This is a genomic window from Pusillimonas sp. ANT_WB101 (assembly GCF_008369125.1).
Lineage (GTDB): Bacteria > Pseudomonadota > Gammaproteobacteria > Burkholderiales > Burkholderiaceae_B > Allopusillimonas.
The window spans coordinates 1,070,100-1,088,693 of the sequence record NZ_VOAY01000001.1; the positions used below are offsets into that span (position 1 = coordinate 1,070,100).

The 18,594-nt window shown below is 56.5% G+C and carries 13 protein-coding genes; 6 read left to right on the forward strand and 7 right to left on the reverse strand.

Annotated elements, in window-relative coordinates; genetic code table 11:
• From lpdA to FQ179_RS04940, 4 genes are read right to left on the reverse strand one after another with little or no spacing between them, the layout of a single operon-like run.
• Complete coding sequence (lpdA, locus tag FQ179_RS04925; protein WP_149396128.1) at nucleotides 1-1,398, reverse strand: dihydrolipoyl dehydrogenase; 1,398 nt, start codon at nucleotides 1,396-1,398, stop codon at nucleotides 1-3.
• 14 nt (nucleotides 1,399-1,412) lie between these two features.
• Complete coding sequence (locus FQ179_RS04930; protein WP_149396129.1) at nucleotides 1,413-2,924, reverse strand: dihydrolipoamide acetyltransferase family protein; 1,512 nt, start codon at nucleotides 2,922-2,924, stop codon at nucleotides 1,413-1,415.
• A 2-nt stretch (nucleotides 2,925-2,926) separates the two neighbouring features.
• Nucleotides 2,927-4,018, reverse strand: a complete 1,092-nt coding sequence (locus tag FQ179_RS04935; RefSeq protein WP_149396130.1) for an alpha-ketoacid dehydrogenase subunit beta — start codon at nucleotides 4,016-4,018, stop codon at nucleotides 2,927-2,929.
• Nucleotides 4,019-4,020: 2 nt separating this feature from the next.
• Entirely contained in the window at nucleotides 4,021-5,256 is a 1,236-nt protein-coding gene (locus FQ179_RS04940; protein WP_149396131.1) for a 3-methyl-2-oxobutanoate dehydrogenase (2-methylpropanoyl-transferring) subunit alpha, read from the reverse strand.
• Nucleotides 5,257-5,660: 404 nt separating this feature from the next.
• On the opposite strand from FQ179_RS04940, the gene FQ179_RS04945 reads away from it, so the two are divergent.
• The 6 genes from FQ179_RS04945 to FQ179_RS04970 all read left to right on the forward strand — a co-directional run bounded on the left by FQ179_RS04945 (nucleotide 5,661) and on the right by FQ179_RS04970 (nucleotide 13,842).
• Entirely contained in the window at nucleotides 5,661-9,485 is a 3,825-nt protein-coding gene (locus tag FQ179_RS04945; protein WP_149396132.1) for a nitrate reductase subunit alpha, read from the forward strand.
• Nucleotides 9,482-11,023 carry a nitrate reductase subunit beta gene (gene narH, locus FQ179_RS04950; RefSeq protein ID WP_137238322.1) on the forward strand — a complete coding sequence of 514 codons (1,542 nt, stop codon included), beginning with the start codon at nucleotides 9,482-9,484 and terminating at the stop codon, nucleotides 11,021-11,023. Before FQ179_RS04945 ends, narH begins: the two co-directional genes overlap by 4 nt.
• Complete coding sequence (gene narJ, locus FQ179_RS04955) at nucleotides 11,024-11,710, forward strand: nitrate reductase molybdenum cofactor assembly chaperone (RefSeq protein WP_149396133.1); 687 nt, start codon at nucleotides 11,024-11,026, stop codon at nucleotides 11,708-11,710. It abuts the gene before it with no gap.
• Between the two features lie 72 nt (nucleotides 11,711-11,782).
• On the forward strand, nucleotides 11,783-12,469 hold the full coding sequence (gene narI, locus FQ179_RS04960) for a respiratory nitrate reductase subunit gamma (RefSeq protein WP_149396134.1): 687 nt from the start codon (nucleotides 11,783-11,785) through the stop codon (nucleotides 12,467-12,469).
• Nucleotides 12,470-12,486: 17 nt separating this feature from the next.
• On the forward strand, nucleotides 12,487-13,284 hold the full coding sequence (locus tag FQ179_RS04965) for a peptidylprolyl isomerase (RefSeq protein WP_149396135.1): 798 nt from the start codon (nucleotides 12,487-12,489) through the stop codon (nucleotides 13,282-13,284).
• Between the two features lie 150 nt (nucleotides 13,285-13,434).
• Nucleotides 13,435-13,842 carry a ribonucleotide reductase subunit alpha gene (locus FQ179_RS04970; protein ID WP_149396136.1) on the forward strand — a complete coding sequence of 136 codons (408 nt, stop codon included), beginning with the start codon at nucleotides 13,435-13,437 and terminating at the stop codon, nucleotides 13,840-13,842.
• Nucleotides 13,843-14,151: 309 nt separating this feature from the next.
• Here the strand turns inward: FQ179_RS04970 and FQ179_RS04975 are convergent, their stop codons facing one another.
• From FQ179_RS04975 to FQ179_RS04990, 3 genes are all read right to left on the reverse strand, one after another.
• The gene (locus tag FQ179_RS04975) at nucleotides 14,152-16,659 is read right to left on the reverse strand and encodes a DNA internalization-related competence protein ComEC/Rec2 (RefSeq protein ID WP_255474836.1); all 2,508 of its coding nucleotides are present in this window, start codon (nucleotides 16,657-16,659) and stop codon (nucleotides 14,152-14,154) included.
• Nucleotides 16,660-16,936: 277 nt separating this feature from the next.
• A complete protein-coding gene (locus tag FQ179_RS04985) occupies nucleotides 16,937-17,758 on the reverse strand; it encodes a TatD family hydrolase (protein ID WP_149396138.1) in 822 nt (273 codons plus the stop codon).
• Between the two features lie 91 nt (nucleotides 17,759-17,849).
• A complete protein-coding gene (locus FQ179_RS04990; RefSeq protein ID WP_149396914.1) occupies nucleotides 17,850-18,572 on the reverse strand; it encodes an ABC transporter ATP-binding protein in 723 nt (240 codons plus the stop codon).
• Nucleotides 18,573-18,594 lie beyond the last annotated feature (22 nt).

The window sequence follows — 18,594 nt, forward strand, 5'->3', positions numbered from 1 at the left end:
TTAAATATGCAGTGCGTGGCCAAGGGCCCGCAGTGCGGCTTCCTGCACGGCTTCACCCAGAGAGGGATGCGCGTGAATCGTGCCCGCCACGTCTTCCAGACGTGCGCCCATTTCCAGCGATTGCGAAAAGGCCGTGCTTAATTCGGAAACCCCTGGTCCGACAGCCTGCCACCCTACTACAAGATGATTGTCGCGGCGAGCGACTACTCGTACAAAGCCTTCGGTGGATTCCAGTGTCATGGCCCGCCCATTGGCGCTAAATGGGAACATGGCATGAATGCAGTCCAGGCCCTGCTGCGTGGCCTCATCGGGGCTAAGACCCGCCACGGCGATTTCAGGGTCTGTAAAACACACGGCTGGTATGGAGGCAGGCGTAAACCGACGTGATTTGCCCGCAATAATTTCAGCCACCATTTCACCTTGTGCCATGGCCCGATGAGCCAGCATAGGTTCGCCCACCAGATCGCCTATGGCCCATACGTTGTGCATGGACGTGCGGCATTGGTCATCGATGCGAAGCGACCGGCTGTCCATGTCGAGCATGAGCGATTCAAGGCCAAAGCCCGCTGTGCGTGGGCGCCGGCCCACGGCCACCAGTACCTGGTCTGTTTCGAACAGTAGTTCGCTGTCGCGTTGGTCTAGTACACGCAGCGCCGTGCCTGCGGCGTTCATGCCCTTTACCGCGCATGACAGATGCAGCGTGACACCCAGTTTTTTGAGCGATGCCAGCACGGGCTTTGTCAGATCGGCGTCGTAGGCCGGTAAAATGCGGTCTTGCGCTTCGATAATACTTACCTGAGCGCCAAGTTTGCGATAAGCGATGCCAAGTTCCAGGCCTATATAGCCGGCACCCACCACGGCAATGCGCTCAGGCACCGTGGTTGGCGACAAGGCCTGGGTAGATGAAATAACCTTGCCACCAAAAGGCATGTCAGGCAGCTCGGTGGCCGCTGAACCAGTGGCCAACAGCAAATGCTCGCAGCTGATCTGTAAGGGCTCGCCCGCCTTGCCACCCTGATCGATTGCAATGGTTTTGCCATCGATAATGCGGGCCCAGCCCTTGATGACGTGCACGCCGTTCTTTTTCAGCAGTGCCGCCACACCGCCGGTTAATCGCTTGACCACGCCATCTTTCCAGGCAACGGTTTTGCCTATGTCTATGGCAGGTGTGGATACCTGTATACCCAGTGACGAACTGCCACCGTACCCAACCACCTTGTGAAACTCATCAGCGGCATGAATTAACGCCTTGGACGGAATGCAGCCAATGTTAAGGCAAGTGCCTCCTACATTGTCGCTTTCAACCAGAACCGTAGGAATGCCCAGTTGGCCGGCGCGAATGGCCGCGATGTAGCCGCCGGGACCCCCACCGATAATCAACAGTGTTGTGGATTGCATAAAACCCGGGCTCCTTACTCGATAAACAGCATGGCAGGGCATTCGAGATACCCGCGCACGCGCTGGATGAATTGGGCGGCATCCATGCCGTCCACGACGCGGTGATCAAACGACGATGACAGATTCATCATTTTGCGTGCGACGACGGCACCACCAACAATCATGGGCCGCTCTACCATACGGTTAACGCCCACGATCGCCACTTCGGGGTGGTTGATGACGGGTGTAGACACTATCCCGCCCAGGGGGCCCAGACTGCTTAGGGTAATGGTGGAGCCACTGAGCTCATCGCGGGCTGCCTTGCCTGCCCGTGTGGCCTCGGCCAGACGCGTGATTTCAGCCCCGCAGGCCCACAGATCAAGCGCTTCGGCATGCCGTACAACCGGAACCATTAACCCAGCAGCCGTCTGAGCAGCAACGCCCAGATGCACGGCACCATAGCGTTTTACAACACCCGCCTCGTCGTCATAGCGCGCATTGATTTGCGGAAACTCACGCAACGCATTGATAACAGCACGTGCCAGCAAGGGTAAAAGCGTCAGCTTGCCGCGCTCCGCGCCCCATTGGGCGTTTAACTTCTGGCGCAGGGCCTCGAGTTCAGTGACATCGACCTCTTCCACGTACGAAAAATGAGGAATTCGCCGCTTGGACTCTTGCATCTTCTCGGCAATGCGACGCCTCAGGCCAACTACGGGTACGTCTTGTTCGTCATCGCGACGGGCATAGGCCGAGGGCCGCGCTGTGGCACTTGCCTTGGCGCCCCGCTCAATGTACAGATCAAGGTCACCGTGGGTAATTTGCCCTGCTGCGCCAGAGCCTGCTACATACTGCAGTTCTATGCCCAGATCCCAGGCGCGTTTACGTACTGCGGGGGAAGCAAGTGGTTTTTCTCCATCAGGCCGGGCTGCCATGCCGCTGCCGTGGCCCGCAGCACTGGCCGTCGCTACACGTGCGTCAGATCCGGCGGATGAGTGGTTTGCGCCGGAGGGTGCGGCGGGCTGGTTTGAGCCAGAACTTGCCTGCCCTTGCCCATGTCCTTGCACCTGCCCTGCTGCCAAATGACCGGATTTATTCTCATGGTGCGCTAACGTTTCCGCCGCCTTGTTCGAATCTTTGCCATGACCTGCAGCGGCGCTGGCGGTCGAGCCCGCGTCTTTGCCCAACGCGCTGTCGTCAAACTGCCCGACACGTACAGCATGTTCGCTGCTTGCGCTGCCCGATACTGTCGCCACTGACGCGGCGGGCCGACGGCTTTTGCCAGAATGCAGATGCTCGTTGCCCTGGCCTTCGACCTCCAGGCGCACCAGCTCGGAGCCAACCGCCATGACTTCGCCCACCTTACCGCCCAGTGCCAGCACTTTGCCGTGCACGGGCGACGGTACCTGCACCGTGGCTTTGTCCGTCATGACATCGGCCAGCACCTGATCTTCGACCACGCTTTCGCCTTCCGCCACATGCCACTCTACCAGCTCAACTTCTGCAATACCTTCGCCGATGTCAGGCATTTTAATAATGTGTATACCCATGATCAGCCCTCCCTCCCGGCCGTAAACCTGTCTTCCTGAACCTCACGGCCTGGCGTTCCCCCCATAACCCTGCGAAAAGCCTCGCTCACACGGGCCGGGCTAGGAAAATATGCCCACTCATGTGCGTGCGGGTAAGGTGTGTCCCAGCCTGCAATGCGTTCTATGGGAGCTTCAAGGTGATAGAAGCAATGCTCCTGCACCAAGCTGACCAGCTCGGCGCCAAAGCCGCTGGTTTGGGTTGCCTCATGCAAAACCACACAACGTCCTGTCTTGCGCACCGATGCCAGGACCGTGTCGATATCCAGTGGCCAAATGCTGCGCAGGTCAATAATTTCGGCATCAATGCCTGATTCTTGCGCCGCCACTTCAGCTACAAACACCATGGTGCCGTAAGTAAGTACGGTAAGGTCTCTGCCAGGTCTGAATACAGATGCTGATTCGAGGGGAATGGAGTAATACCCCTCAGGGACTGCGCCCATGGGGTGCTTGGACCATGGCACGACGGGTTGATCGTGATGGCCGTCAAAGGGGCCGTTATATAAACGCTTTGGTTCAAGAAAGATGACAGGGTCATCGCATTCAATTGCCGCAATAAGCATGCCTTTGGCATCGTAAGGGTTGGAAGGCATAACCGTGCGCAAGCCGCTGACATGGGTAAACAGGGCTTCCGGGCTTTGGCTATGCGTTTGCCCACCAAAAATACCGCCGCCGCAAGGCATGCGTATGGTGAGCGGCGCAATAAAGTCGCCGGCCGAGCGGTAACGTAAGCGAGCCGCTTCAGAAACGATTTGATCAGTGGCTGGGTAAAAATAGTCGGCAAACTGAATTTCAACCACGGGCCGCAGACCGTAGGCGCCCATGCCCACCGCGGCACCGACGATGCCACCTTCTGATATGGGGGCGTCAAAAACACGGGACGTGCCGTATTTGGTCTGCAAGCCTTCGGTGCAGCGAAATACGCCGCCGAAATAACCCACGTCTTGCCCAAAAACCACTACATTTTCATCGCGCCCCAGCATGACATCCATGGCAGACCTCAAGGCCTGGATCATGGTCATGTTGCGGGTTTTACCGGTAGAAGGACGATAGCTCATGATTACACCCCCGCCTGTTGACGCTGCCGACGCAAGTGCCAGGGCATGTCTTTGTAAACATCTTCAAACATGGTTGCCACACTGCTTGAGCGCCCGGTAGCCAGGGTGCCATAACTTTCGGCTTCTTTCTGGGCGGCGATCACCTCAGCCTCACACTCTTTTTGTGTGCGGTTATGCTCTTCTTCAGACCAGTGGCCTTCCAGAATCAAATGCTTTTTAAGGCGCTCTATGGGGTCTCCCAATGGAAAGCGGGCCCAATCGTCGGCGGGTCGGTATTTGGAGGGGTCATCAGACGTGGAGTGCGGGCCAGCTCGGTAGCTGACCCACTCGATTAATGTTGGGCCCAGGTTGTTGCGGGCTCGCTCGACGGCCCACTTTGATACGGCGTACACGGCAAGAAAGTCATTGCCGTCAGCTCTTATGGATGCAATGCCCGAACCTATGCCGCGCGCCGCAAACGTGGTGCTTTCGCCGCCGGCTATTGCCTGAAAGCTCGAAATAGCCCATTGGTTGTTGATAACATTAAGAATAACGGGTGCCTGATACACGTGGGCAAAGGTCAATGCTGTCTGAAAGTCAGAGGCTGCTGTGGCGCCATCGCCTATCCAGGCAGATGCAATGCGTGTGTCACCCTTGATGGCCGAGGCCATAGCCCAGCCTACGGCCTGCACAAACTGGGTAGCGAGGTTACCGGAGATCGAAAAAAAACCATGCTCACGCATGGAGTACATGACGGGCAGCTGACGACCTTTCAGGCTGTCACGCTCGTTGGAAAAAAGCTGGCACATCATGTCGACTAGCGGCACATCTTGTGCAATAAGCAGGTTTTGCTGACGATACGACGGAAAACACATGTCACCCTTGGTTAACGCCAAGGCCTGGGCAGTGCCGATGGCCTCTTCGCCCAGGCTTTGCATATAGAACGACATTTTTTTCTGGCGCTGGGCGATAAGCATACGCGCGTCATAGCTGCGCGTCTTGATCATGACCCTTAAGCCCTTGCGCAATAACTCGGGGTCTATGCGCTCTTCGGCCCAGGGGCCAACTGCCCTGCCCTCATCGTCCAGCACACGCACCAGCGAAATGGCCAGGTCGCGCGTATCGTACGCTGAGGTATCAACAGGGGGCTTGCGCATTTCGCCAGCTGGGGCGAGTCGCAGATAGGAAAAATCAGTGGCGTGCCCCGGACGGCCGGACGGCTCGGGCACGTGCAGCCGTAATGGTTTGGTTTGTCTCATACTCGCTTCTTGAAAATATCTTGTGGAATTTTCTTCGCTGCCTTGCTTTACCCGGCCTTGTGAGCCGGGCAAACCCGCTTTTTCATGGGTTAAAAACATTATCGCCGATTCGCCGCAATCTGCAAGCTGACTCGTCGTTATGGCAGGCGTCTGGTGCCGGGTGAAGCCTGTTTTTTATTTACGCTTAGTGTTTGTATGGGTATTGCCCGATGTCGATACCCGCACTATCATGACCCCACGTTGTATCGCCAGGACCGACCGGCTATCGCGCATTGCACCAGGTAATGCGCCCATACACGCTGGCCAGGGCCTATCCTGTTTGCGACACCGGAGGGACCTATGCCTTATACGTATTGTCCGCAAAGCGCAGCCTGTATTTTTGGCAATTTTACACGGGCCGCGCCATGAGTCATTTCGTCGATAGACTCAAATACTTTTCGCAATCCAGGCCGGCTTTCTCCGATGGCCACGGCATTACAACGCAAGAAGATCGAAAGTGGGAAGAAGCCTACCGCAAGCGGTGGCAACACGACAAAATTGTTCGTTCTACCCACGGCGTCAACTGCACCGGTTCCTGTTCCTGGAAAATCTACGTCAAGGGCGGCATCGTCACCTGGGAAACCCAGCAGACAGACTACCCACGCACACGCCCCGACATGCCCAACCACGAGCCGCGCGGCTGCTCGCGCGGCGCATCGTATTCCTGGTATCTGTACAGCGCCAATCGGCTCAAGTACCCCTTGGTGCGCAGCGCACTGCTGCGCCTGTGGCGCGACAAGCGTGCCACGCTCGAACCTGTTGACGCCTGGGCAGCTATTGTTGGCGACAGCGCGCAACGGGCCTCGTACACCAGCCGCCGCGGCTTGGGCGGCTTCGTCAGGTCAAGCTGGGACGAAGTCAACGAGATGATCGCTGCGGCCAATATCCACACCATAAAGCGTCATGGCCCGGATCGCGTCGTGGGCTTTTCGCCGATACCCGCCATGTCCATGATCTCGTATGCGTCTGGCAGCCGTTATTTGTCGCTGATTGGCGGCGTAAACCTCAGCTTTTACGACTGGTACTGCGATCTTCCGCCCGCTTCACCGCAGACCTGGGGCGAGCAGACCGACGTGCCCGAATCGGCAGATTGGTACAACTCTACCTTTATCATCATGTGGGGGTCCAACGTACCCCAAACTCGAACCCCCGATGCCCACTTCATGACCGAAGCGCGCTATCGTGGCACCCGTGTGGTGTCGATTTTTCCTGACTATGCCGAAGGCGCAAAATTCGGCGATCTGTGGATGCACCCTAAACAGGGCACGGATGCAGCGCTGGGCCTGGCCATGGGTCATGTCGTACTCAAAGAGTTTCATGTGGCCGGCAAGAGCGAGTATTTCTCCGATTACTGCCGTCGCTATACCGACATGCCTATGCTGGTGCGCATCGTTAAACAAGGTGATCATTACGTGCCTGAGCGCATGTTGCGCGCCGACGAGTGTGAAAATGCGCTGGGGCAAGACAACAACGCCGCCTGGAAAACAGTGGTTCTGGATGAAATCACCGACAACCTGGTCGCGCCTGTGGGTTCCATAGGGTTTCGCTGGGGCCAGAAGGAAGGCGGTGATGCGGGCAAGTGGAACATCAAGGAAGAAGATGCCAAAGGCAATGCCATTCGTCCTCGCCTCTCGCTGGTGGCGCATCATGATCAGGTGATAGACGTTGCCTTCCCCTACTTTGGCAATACCGAGACTACACACTTTACGCATACCGGCCATGACAGCATATTGCCGCGACGCATAGGCGTGCGCCGGGTCAATACGCGCGAAGGCGAAGTGCTCGTGGCCACGGTATATGACCTGTTTATAGCTAACTACGGCGTCGATCAGGGCCTGGGTGGCGACAATGTGGCCGCCAGCTACGACGATGACATCCCTTACACGCCAGCCTGGCAGGAACAGATCACGGGTGTAAAACGCGCTGACGTCATCGCCGTGGCCAGGGAATTTGCCGTCAATGCCCATAAGACTGAAGGCAAGTCTATGATCATTATCGGTGCCGGCCTGAACCATTGGTTCAATATGGACATGAGTTACCGCGCGGCCATTAATTTGCTGGTTATTTGCGGCTGTGTGGGTAAATCAGGGGGCGGCTGGTCGCACTATGTGGGCCAGGAGAAGCTGCGGCCACAAACTGGCTGGCTCCCGCTGGCCTTCGCCACAGACTGGCATCGCCCACCGCGCTTCATGAACGGTACCTCTTTCTTTTACGCACATACCGATCAGTGGCGTTACGAAACCCTGAAAGTCTCAACTATATTGTCGCCGCTGGCCAGCACACAGGCGGTTTCCGAAAGCCTCATCGACTACAACGTCAAGGCCGAACGCATGGGTTGGCTTCCTACCGCCCCGCATTTTAAAAGCAACCCGCTGGATATAGGACGTGCGGTTGCCGGAGGTGACGCCGCTGCCTTTGTTGCCGACGGCTTAAAGCATGGTTCGCTGGAAATGGCCTGTACCGACCCCGATGCGCCAGAGAATTTCCCTCGCAACCTGTTTGTATGGCGATCCAATTTGTTGGGCTCATCGGGCAAGGGGCATGAGTATTTTCTCAAGCACCTGCTGGGTGCCGAGCATGGCGTCCAGGGCAAGGAGCTTGGGGCAGAATCAGGCATACGGCCGCAGGATGTGAAATGGCGCAGCCCCGCCCCGCAAGGCAAGTTGGATCTGGTGGTAACACTAGACTTTCGCATGTCTACCACCTGTCTTTATTCTGATGTCGTCTTGCCCACCGCCACCTGGTACGAAAAAGACGACATGAATACGTCTGACATGCATCCCTTTATTCATCCGCTGTCTACGGCGGTTGACCCGGCCTGGCAGTCCAAGAGCGACTGGGATATCTACAAAGGGATTGCAAAGCGGTTTTCTGAGCTGGCGGTTGGCCATCTGGGTGAAGAAAACGACATTGTGCTCGCTCCCCTGTTGCACGACACGCCAGAGGAAATTACCCAGGGGCCCGAAATACAAGACTGGGGTAAAGGTGAGTGCGACCCGGTACCTGGAAAAACCATGGCCAATGTGATCAAGGTGACGCGCAATTACCCCGACACCTACAAAAAATATACATCAGTCGGGCCACTGCTAGACACGCTGGGCAATGGAGGTAAAGGCATATCGTGGCAGACTGGTGAAGAAATCGAGCTTTTGCGTGGCCTGAACCATACCGTGCTGGAAGAAGGCGTATCCAAAGGCCGGCCGTCTATTCAAACTGGCCTTGATGCCTCAGAGGTTGTGCTGACGCTGGCGCCTGAAACCAATGGTGCGGTGGCGGTCAAGGCATGGGCAGCCTTGTCGAAATCGACCGGCATTGATCACACACACCTTGCCCGCAGCCGCGAAGACGAGAAAATACGTTTTCGTGACATACAGGCTCAACCCAGAAAAATTATTTCATCGCCGACCTGGAGCGGCATAGAGTCTGAGCACGTGTCTTACAACGCGGGCTATATCAACGTGCATGAAATGATTCCCTGGCGTACCTTGTCGGGCCGCCAGCAGCTTTACCAGGACCACACATGGATGCGTGATTTTGGCGAGGCCTTGTGCGTGTACAAGCCCCCCATGGATACTCGCAGCACCCTGGGCATGGAAGGCACCCATTCAAACGGCAACCCTGAAATTGCCCTTAATTTTTTAACACCGCACCAGAAATGGGGCATACACAGCACCTATACCGATAACCTTTTAATGCTGACGCTGTCGCGTGGAGGCCCCATTATCTGGATGTCAGAGATTGACGCGCAAAAAATAGGCGTGGTCGATAACGACTGGATTGAAGCCTTTAACTTGAATGGCGCGCTCACGGCACGCGCTGTGGTCAGCCAGCGCATCCCCAAGGGTGCCGTGCTGATGTACCACGCTCAAGAAAAAATCATTAACCAACCTGGCTCCGAGGTAACCGGCGTACGGGGCATACACAACTCGGTCACACGCATCATTCCCAAGCCCACCCACATGATTGGCGGCTATGCACACCTGGCCTATGGCTTTAATTACTACGGCACCGTAGGCTCAAACCGGGATGAGTTTGTCATCATTCGGAAAATGAACGTCATCGACTGGAAAGACGAGTCGACGCCAGACTCCGTGCTGTCGGACAGCGCCGCAGCGCGGCACCAGCACACACTTGAAGAAGGCGCGCCAACCTTATCCATGGCCACCAAAGAAAGCGGAGACGAAAAATGAAAATTCGCGCTCAGATCGGCATGGTCATGAATCTGGACAAGTGCATAGGCTGTCATACCTGCTCAGTAACTTGTAAAAACGTATGGACGTCGCGCGAGGGCATGGAGTACGCATGGTTTAACAACGTCGAAACCAAGCCCGGCGTAGGCTATCCGAAAGATTGGGAAAACCAGAAACGCTGGCACGGCGGCTGGAAACGCAAGGCCAACGGCAAGATAGAATTGGCCGCAGGCAGTAAATGGCGCGTGCTATCCAAAATTTTCGGTAATCCCGATCTGCCTGAAATTGACGACTACTACGAACCATTCACCTTCGATTATGCTCACTTGCACGACGCGCCCGACGTAAAGGTCGGGCCGGTCGCTCGACCGCGCTCATTAATTACGGGCGAGCGTATGGAAAAAATAGAATGGGGCCCTAACTGGGAAGAGATTCTTGGCGGCGAATTCGAAAAGCGCAAGGCCGACTACAACTTTGACCAGGTGCAAACCGATATTTACGGTGAGTTTGAAAACACCTTCATGATGTACTTGCCGCGCCTGTGCGAGCATTGCCTTAACCCTGCCTGCGTTGCTTCTTGCCCTTCGGGTTCTATTTACAAGCGCGAAGAAGACGGCATCGTACTGATTGATCAGGACAAATGCCGCGGCTGGCGCATGTGTGTATCAGGCTGTCCGTACAAAAAAATCTATTACAACTGGCAAAGTGGTAAATCTGAAAAATGCATTTTCTGCTACCCGCGGATTGAAGCGGGGCAACCCACTGTCTGTTCAGAAACCTGTGTTGGGCGCATACGCTATCTTGGCGTGGTGCTGTATGACGCAGACCGCATTCAAGAGGCTGCATCCGTCGAAAACCCTGAGGATCTTTACGAAGCCCAGTTATCCATATTTCTGGACCCACATGATCCCGCAATCATCGAACAGGCCAGACGTGATGGTGTGCCCGATAACTGGATTCAAGGCGCGCAAAGATCGCCGGTTTATATGATGGCCATGGAGTGGAAGATCGCCTTTCCGCTTCACCCGGAGTACAGAACCCTGCCCATGGTCTGGTATGTGCCACCCTTGTCTCCCATTAGCACTGCCGCCAATGACGGCAGGCTGGCTTCGAATGGGTTAATACCTGATGTGGACTCCCTGCGTATCCCCCTGCGTTACCTCGCCAATCTTCTTACCGCCGGCAAAGAAGAACCTGTAAGGCTTGCGCTCAAGAGAATGCTGGCCATGCGCGCATTCATGCGCGGTCGTCATGTAGACAGACATGATGATGTGGCGTTGCTTGAAGAGGTCGGCCTAAGTCTGGCGCAAGTTGAAGCCATGTACCGGTACATGGCGATTGCCAACTATGAAGATCGCTTCGTCATCCCGACCACGCATCGCGAATATGCCGAAGACGCATTCGACTTGCGCGCTTCCTGTGGCTTTTCCTTTGGCAATGGCTGCTCTGAAGGCACTACTGAAACCAGCCTGTTTGGTGGCCACAAAGGCATAGGCAAGAAACGCAAAACCATCCCCATACGTGCGGCGGGAGACTAAATGAAAAATCATGGCCCCCTGCTCCAGGCGCTGGGCGCATTACTGGACTACCCGGATCAGACCCTGCTCGACGCCTTGCCCGAGATCCGCGACATTGTTACCGGCCACAGCGCCCTGCCCGCTGCGAGTCGCGCAGCACTTTCTGATCTGATCGACCACCTTGATGGCATCGACCTGATCGCCATGCAGGAGGCTTACGTCGAGATCTTTGACCGTGGGCGGGCCAACTCGCTTTACTTGTTCGAACACGTACATGGCGAATCACGCGAGCGCGGTCAGGCCATGGTCGATTTGTTGGCCATGTACGAAAAAAGCGGTTTGTTTCTTCATGGGCGTGAGCTTCCAGATTATTTGCCGGTATTTCTGGAGTTTGTCGCACGCGAGGCCCCGCAGAAGGCCCGCGCGCTGCTGGAAGAAATTGCCGAAATCAATCGAACCATCGCCACGCATCTGGCACAACGTGGCATCCCTCACTATGCCGCCGTAGCCGCCTTGCTGCCGCTTGCGGGGGCAAAACCTCTGGATCCTGACGAAATATCCCCTGTTGAAGATGAGCAAGCCGCGATCGACACCGAGGCTCTGGACAAAGAGTGGCAGGATGAACCCGTAAGCTTTCTGAACGCACCAGCGCCGCTCAGTAACGAATATCAGCCTGTACAGTTTTACGAGAAAAGACCACCACGCTAATTCATCACGCAGAGACCGTGTCAGACCGCACACGTACGCACCCAGAACACGGAAACCTTCGGGAGACAGATCATGAACAACAGCATCTGGAATACATTGCTTTTTGGTGTGTACCCTTATATTTGCATGACGGTTTTGCTGCTGGGCAGCCTTATACGTTTTGACCGCGAGCAATACACCTGGAAGAGCGACTCTTCTCAGTTGCTCAGACGAAAACAACTGCGTCTTGGCAGCAATCTCTTTCATTTTGGCATCCTGATTGTGATTGCCGGCCATTTTGTTGGCTTTCTTGCGCCGCACTGGATGGTTTCGCCCTTTATAAATGCTTCTCAGCATCAGTTGCTGGCCATGGCCGGTGGCGGTGCCGCAGGTATTGTTGCCATTGTGGGTCTGACCATTCTGTTCTACCGTCGGCTTTCAGACCCACGCATACGCATTAATAGCGCCAATGCAGATATCCTTGTGCTGGTACTGCTCTGGCTTCAGTTGGCATTGGGGCTACTGACCGTACCGCTGTCATTGCAGCACATGGATGGCGTTATGTTTGAAACCCTGTCCGACTATGTTAAAGGCATCGTCACCTTCAACCCCAGTGTTGCCGCACTGCTCGTTGGTGTACCGTTGGTGTACAAAATGCATATTTTTCTGGGGTTTACCATTTTCCTGGTGTCGCCCTTTACCCGGCTTGTGCATATATGGAGCGGGGTAGCCACAGTGGCTTATTTGGGCCGGCCGCATCAAATAGTGCGTAAGCGCTAAAAGGACAAGGCTCGCTCATGGACTCTACCTCTGTTTCGCGCCCAAGCACCCCACCCGCAACTGAGCTGCGCGTCAATGGCGTGTTGATCGACGACAGCATTATCGCGTCTGAGATCACTGCCCATGCCGATGAAACTGACCCCGATCAGGCGGCACGGCGTGCATTGATGACCAAAGAGCTGTTGCGCCAGCAAGCATGCGCCAAAGGGCTCATTGACCAAAGTCAGGACATCGATGATGACACCATAGACCGACTGATTGAACAAGAGTGCCTTACACCTGAACCCTCCGAGGAAGAATGCAGACGCTATTACGAGGCCAATGCAAAAAAATTTCGCAGCCCAGATCTGGTGCATGCCAGTCATATACTTTTTGCCTTGACTGAGGGCGTCTCTATGCCATTGTTGCGTACACGCGCCGAAGAGGTGCGCCGCGATCTGACACGCCATCCTGGTACGTTTGGCGAGCAAGCCCGTGCCTTGTCCAATTGCCCCTCCGGCAAAGTGGGCGGAAATCTGGGGCAACTTAGTCGCGGAGAATGCGTGCCAGAATTCGATAAGGCGCTGTTTGAAGGCACCGCGACCGGCCTGTTGCCGGGCCTGATCAAAACCAGGCATGGTTTCCATATCGTTCTGGTTGAACGAAGGGTTGAAGGGGTGGCCATGCCTTATGAAATGGTCAGCAACACCATTGCGCGTTATCTGCAAGAATACGTCAGGCACAAGGCCATTCAGCAGTATTTAACCCTACTGACATCCAGCGCCGAACTGCAGGGTGTCACCGTTAACGTGCGGCCAGGCCTGCTGTTGCAGTAACCCCCCTTGGGGTGCGGCCAGGCCAGATCTTGCAGTAAGATGCCTCGGGTATAGTTACCTAAATTCTGGCCTGGGCAATGCTCCAGGCTAAAACATCGGTTTTCTTGCCTGGGCAGTGGTCCAGGCTTAAGCATCGCAAGGCACCCGTATATGAGTATCTCAAGTTTTGACGATTTTATCGTCGCCGCCCGCGCGCAGCCCGAACCCCAGCGCCTGCTCTTTGTGTTCACCGCTGTCGAATTGCCTGACGACTGCACCCCTGCACAGCGCGCTGCGTTTGAGGCGGGAGAAGGCGGTACATTAACGCCACTAGCCTGTCTGGATAAATCACCAGACGAATTAATCAGTTTCGAGGCCTTGCTCGAAGAGGCGCGGCAACACCTGCCTGACTGGACGCTGGTTTTCGCCGCAGCATTATCAGGTTCCAAAGACAGGCCGCCACGTTCCGAAGACGCCGAAGCCCCGCTAAACCGCATGGTTGAAATGATTAAGGCGGGCACCGTCGGCACCCTCATCCCCTTCGACACCAACGGCCATACCGTTATGCTGAATGCGTGACGCTCTGGACTTGCCCGACATCCTGGCGATCGCGGCCATTAGTCACGTCGAGTTGTAGGGCCCCGTCACATTGTGCGCACCATAGCGCTTGGGCTCTGGGGCCCATACGCTAGTCGGCTGCGTAAACTCGAAAGTCTGCCGTCACTGAACGAAGCGATTCATTTGTATCAATTCACGGGGAAGGCAGTGCGCCTGCAAAGAAGATTCGGTGCTCAATGTTCAGCGAAATAATGTACGAAAAGAGATGGCCAAAATTTTTTACCCCGGTGGCCGCGCCAGCGATTGTGTGAGTATCCTTCAAACAATGCACTAATCACCCTTGCGGGAAGCGTGCCAATATCTTCGGTTTTTATCACGTACGGCCGACACCGATAGCCCCTTTGCCTCAGAGTGCACGATAATCGCACCATGCAGGTCTGTGCGCCAGAACTTGGCCCCATGATCTGACCAGCGTGCCTGCACTTCGGGGCTGGGGTGACCGTGACGGCTCTGAAACCCCGCCTGTGCAATCACATCAGAAGGTTTGGTCGCCCGCACAAATCGAGGGCTGGATGAAGATTTTGACCCGTGGTGCGGGGCGAGTACCAGGTCAACAGTTTCCAACCCACGATCAACCAGCATAAATTCTTCGCGTTTACCGATGTCGCCCGGTAACAAGGCGGAGTGATGAGCACCGCGTATGCGCAACACACAACTGCCGGCATTGCGAGCATTGCCGCGTCGGCCTTTCAACTTCGGTGACTGCGTTTGGTCATCGGTTTTTTGCACAAATGAGGCCGCAGTTGCAAAGTGTTTGGGTGGCCAGAGAAACTCAAACGTAACGCCATCCACCTGCCACGTAACACCGTATTCGCAGCGGGCAAGCCGCTGCGGCAACATGGTCTGCGTTCCAAGCAACTGCGTCTCACGCGCCAGATAAGCCGTTAGGTCAAAAGAGCTATACGCCTGATCCACACGAAAAGCCTGCAGCAAGCCGCCCACACCGCCAGCATGATCAAGATCGGCGTGTGACACCACCAAAGTGTTAATGTGCCGCACGCCCAGCGATCGTAGAAACGGAGCCAGTACTCGAGTGCCATCGTCCGCGTCGGGGCTATGGCGCGCACCCGCGTCAAACACCAGTACATGTTTCGCCGTGCGCACGACCACCGCGCCGGCCTGCCCTACATCAAGCGCATACAGTGACCAGCCGCCCTCATCGGGGCGTGCTGGCTGCCAGCACAAAGCAGGCAACATTAGCAGCCAGCCTGCATGGCGTAGTGGCGGGCCATAAGGCGCCAAGGCCAAAGCCAGGCCAGGCAGACACAGCAATAGCGTCCACCAGGGTGCGGCCGCCACAGAAAAGCTGGCCGCCGGCAGCGACGCCAGCCATACGGTAGGCAACATGGCCAAATGCAAAGCGCTGTGAGAAAACGAAGCCAGAAGCCCGGCCAGCCAACCCAGGCCCGGAACCAACGCCGCACCACCTGCCAACAGCGCCAATGGTGTTACCACCAGACCGATAACCGGAATGGCATAGGCATTGACCAGTGGTGAAACCGCTGACACCTCATGAAACATAAACGCCAACGCCGGCGTCAACGCCAGTGAAATGGCTATCTGCAAACCGACGGCAGCACGCACATAGCCTAGAAGTCGTTGCCCTGCAGACATATCGGTGTGGCCAACGGCCCGTCCGGCCCAAGCCGCGCTAATCATGAGCACGGCAACGGCTGAAAATGACAACCAGAAGCCGCTTTGCAGCAGTGCCCAGGGGTCAAGTAACACCACGACAAAAGCCACCAGACACAGAAGACGAGAAGCGTTTAACCCCAGACGCAGCACGTAAAACACGGCGACCACGGCCAACATCAGAAACGTGCGTCGCGCGGGCACGCCCCACCCTGCCAGCAGACAATACAGCCACGCCACCAGCAAAGCGGTCGCGGCGCTCGCCACGTGCGCAGGCACCCGTTCGGCCAGCATACGGCCGGCTATGCGCACCCGGCGCCAGAACCAGAACATGGACGCACCACCGATTGCCGCGATCATGGTGATGTGCGAGCCACTAATGGAAACCAGATGGGTAATGCCGCTACGGTTAAACACCTGCCAGTCTGACGCGCTGACGCTGGCCTGATCGCCTATGACCAGCGCCAGTAAAACCGCGCCATAGCGATAGCCGCCCACATGTTCAAGCAAGGCGGCACGCACATAATGGCGGGCGCGTTGCGCGACAATGCTCAAGCTGGCGTGGGGCTCATCCCGCAAAAGCCTTGGCGTACCGCGCACGCTTGCTGTGGCTCGCACACCCTGCGCAAACACGTGGCCTTCATAATCAAAAGCATGCGGGTTACGCGTACCTCGTGGCGTCTTTAACGTAAGTGCCATACGCCACACCTGGCCGGGTACCATCTCAGGAAAATCATAAGCATCACCACGACGCCCGTAAGGCCCTGAGTACCCGGGTGCATTCCACGTAACCCGTATCTGCGTCGGCACCCCCTCGGGGTTGGACGACAAAACCTCAGCGTCAAAGACGCGCTTGTCTGGGTCTAACCTGGGTAGCCCAGACACCCTCAGAACGATACGGGAAACTTTGTTTTCATTATGCGCGGATAAGGCATCGGCCAAACGGTGTTCAGCCCGTGCCAGCGTGAACAAAAAACCCGCCAGACCGGCCAGCAAGGCCAAGGCCAGGCTGCGCCAACCCACCACCCACGTCACAATAGACAGCAAGGTGACGACAAACGCGGTAACCAGCCACATGCTGCGCCCAGGCAAGTGCGCAAGCAGGTGTACCGCTCCGCTGGCGGCCACAAAAGCCAACAAACACATACGCCCTTTCATACCGTCACGCATAAAAAATAGGCAAGCGTAAGCGGTCTGAAGACCTGCTGGCCGCAGACGAGAGCGAATCGTTCAGTGTGGGAATTACGGGTGGGCGGCAGGCTCATGGCACGCGCCGCTATTGGCGTGATCCGGTGCGCGGCAGCCCCGCTGGGGTTCGTGTTGCGACCATGTGTCGGCGGACAACCGGCAGACGTAGGCTCGGCTCGAGTGCGTGGTATGTGGTTTCGAGGAAAACGCCGATGTGGTTGGTGCACTCATTGTTCTAAGAGTGGAACACGCGTCCCCCAAGCCGCGGCAGCACCCGCATGGCATTAGTCGTCGTCAACCGCGCAATGTCTTCGCGCCCTACACTACGCAAATCAGCCAGCACATCGACAATACCCGACACTTCACCCGGCTCATTTCTGGCGCTAAGCCCACCGGGCTGACCCAGCCACGACGGAGGAATATCAGGGGCATCGGTTTCGACTACCAAGGCTTCGTCAGGCAAGGTGCTGGCCAGCCGGCGAATCTGCAAAGCGCGCTCGAACGTCATGGCGCCACCAAAGCCCATGGCCATACCCAGGTCCAGAAACTGCTGGGCCTGCTGAAAACTGCCGTTGAAAGCATGAGCAATGCCACCGGTAATGGCGCGCTGGCGCAAGGCTTTCAGAATAAGATCTTGCGAACGACGCACGTGCAAGATCACCGGCAACTGGTACTTTACGGCCAAGTCTAGCTGGGCGCCGTAAAAAAACTGCTGCCGCGCTACCATTTCAGGTTGTTTAAGGTTGGGCAGGAAGAAATCCAGCCCAATCTCACCTATGCCAACAAACCGTGGGTCATCCAGCGATTGCTCAATCTGCGTTTCGAGCGTGTGCAGATCAGAGTTACTGGCCTGCGGCACATAAATGGGGTGGATGCCCAGGGCATAAAACCCACCGTCAAATGAATGTGCAAGCTTTCTGACCACATCAAAGTTTGAACACGCCACCGCCGGAATGACGATGGTACAAACGCCGTTCGAGGCAGCACGTGCAATAACGCCATCGCGATCGTCGTCGAACTCGGCGGCATCCAGATGGCAGTGTGTATCGATTAGCATGCATGCTCCTTACTTGACGTTGCGCTGCCCCTCAATGCTCAAGCCTTAACGTCGATATCGCTGGGTGTGACAGCCACACCCAGCGTACGCGTTAATCATCAACCAGCTTGCCCTTTTCGATAGCCAGACGCCGATGCGCCAGCGCAGCCAGTGCCGGGTCATGCGTAACAATGGCAAACGCCGTGCCAAACTCACGGTTTACCCGCGTGAGCAACTCAAACATGCTCTCAGCCGTGTAGCGATCCAGGTTACCGGTAGGTTCATCAGCCAGCACGCACGTGGGCCGTGTAACCAAGGCCCGGGCCAGCGCCACACGTTGCCGCTCACCGCCAGACAGCTGGCCGGGGTAATGGTCAACACGGGCAGCCAACCCAACCTGTTCAAGAACCAGCTCGGCCTGTTCGCGCGCGTAACTGCGTTTCTCGCGTCGCACAATGAGCGGCATGGCCACGTTATCAAGCGCAGAAAACTCAGACAACAAGTGATGAAACTGGTAAACAAAACCCAGATGCCTGTTGCGCAACTGGCTGCGTTTGGCTTCAGAAAGACCGGCCACAGAAAGCCCATTAATCAATACCGTGCCGGATGTGGGCTGGTCAAGAAGGCCTAGTGTATGCAGCAGCGTGCTCTTTCCTGAGCCCGATGCACCCACAATGGCCACCATTTCACCCTGCGCCACATGAAGGCTTACGTCGCGCAGAACCTGGATCTCCTGCCCGCTTTCGGTATAGGTTTTGACCAGGTTGCGTGCCTCAATGGCGTGCACGGCGGTGTGCGCTGGCGCCGGGCCGCCACCAAAGCGGCTGGGCTGCATGACACTGTGCGATGTAGTGCTT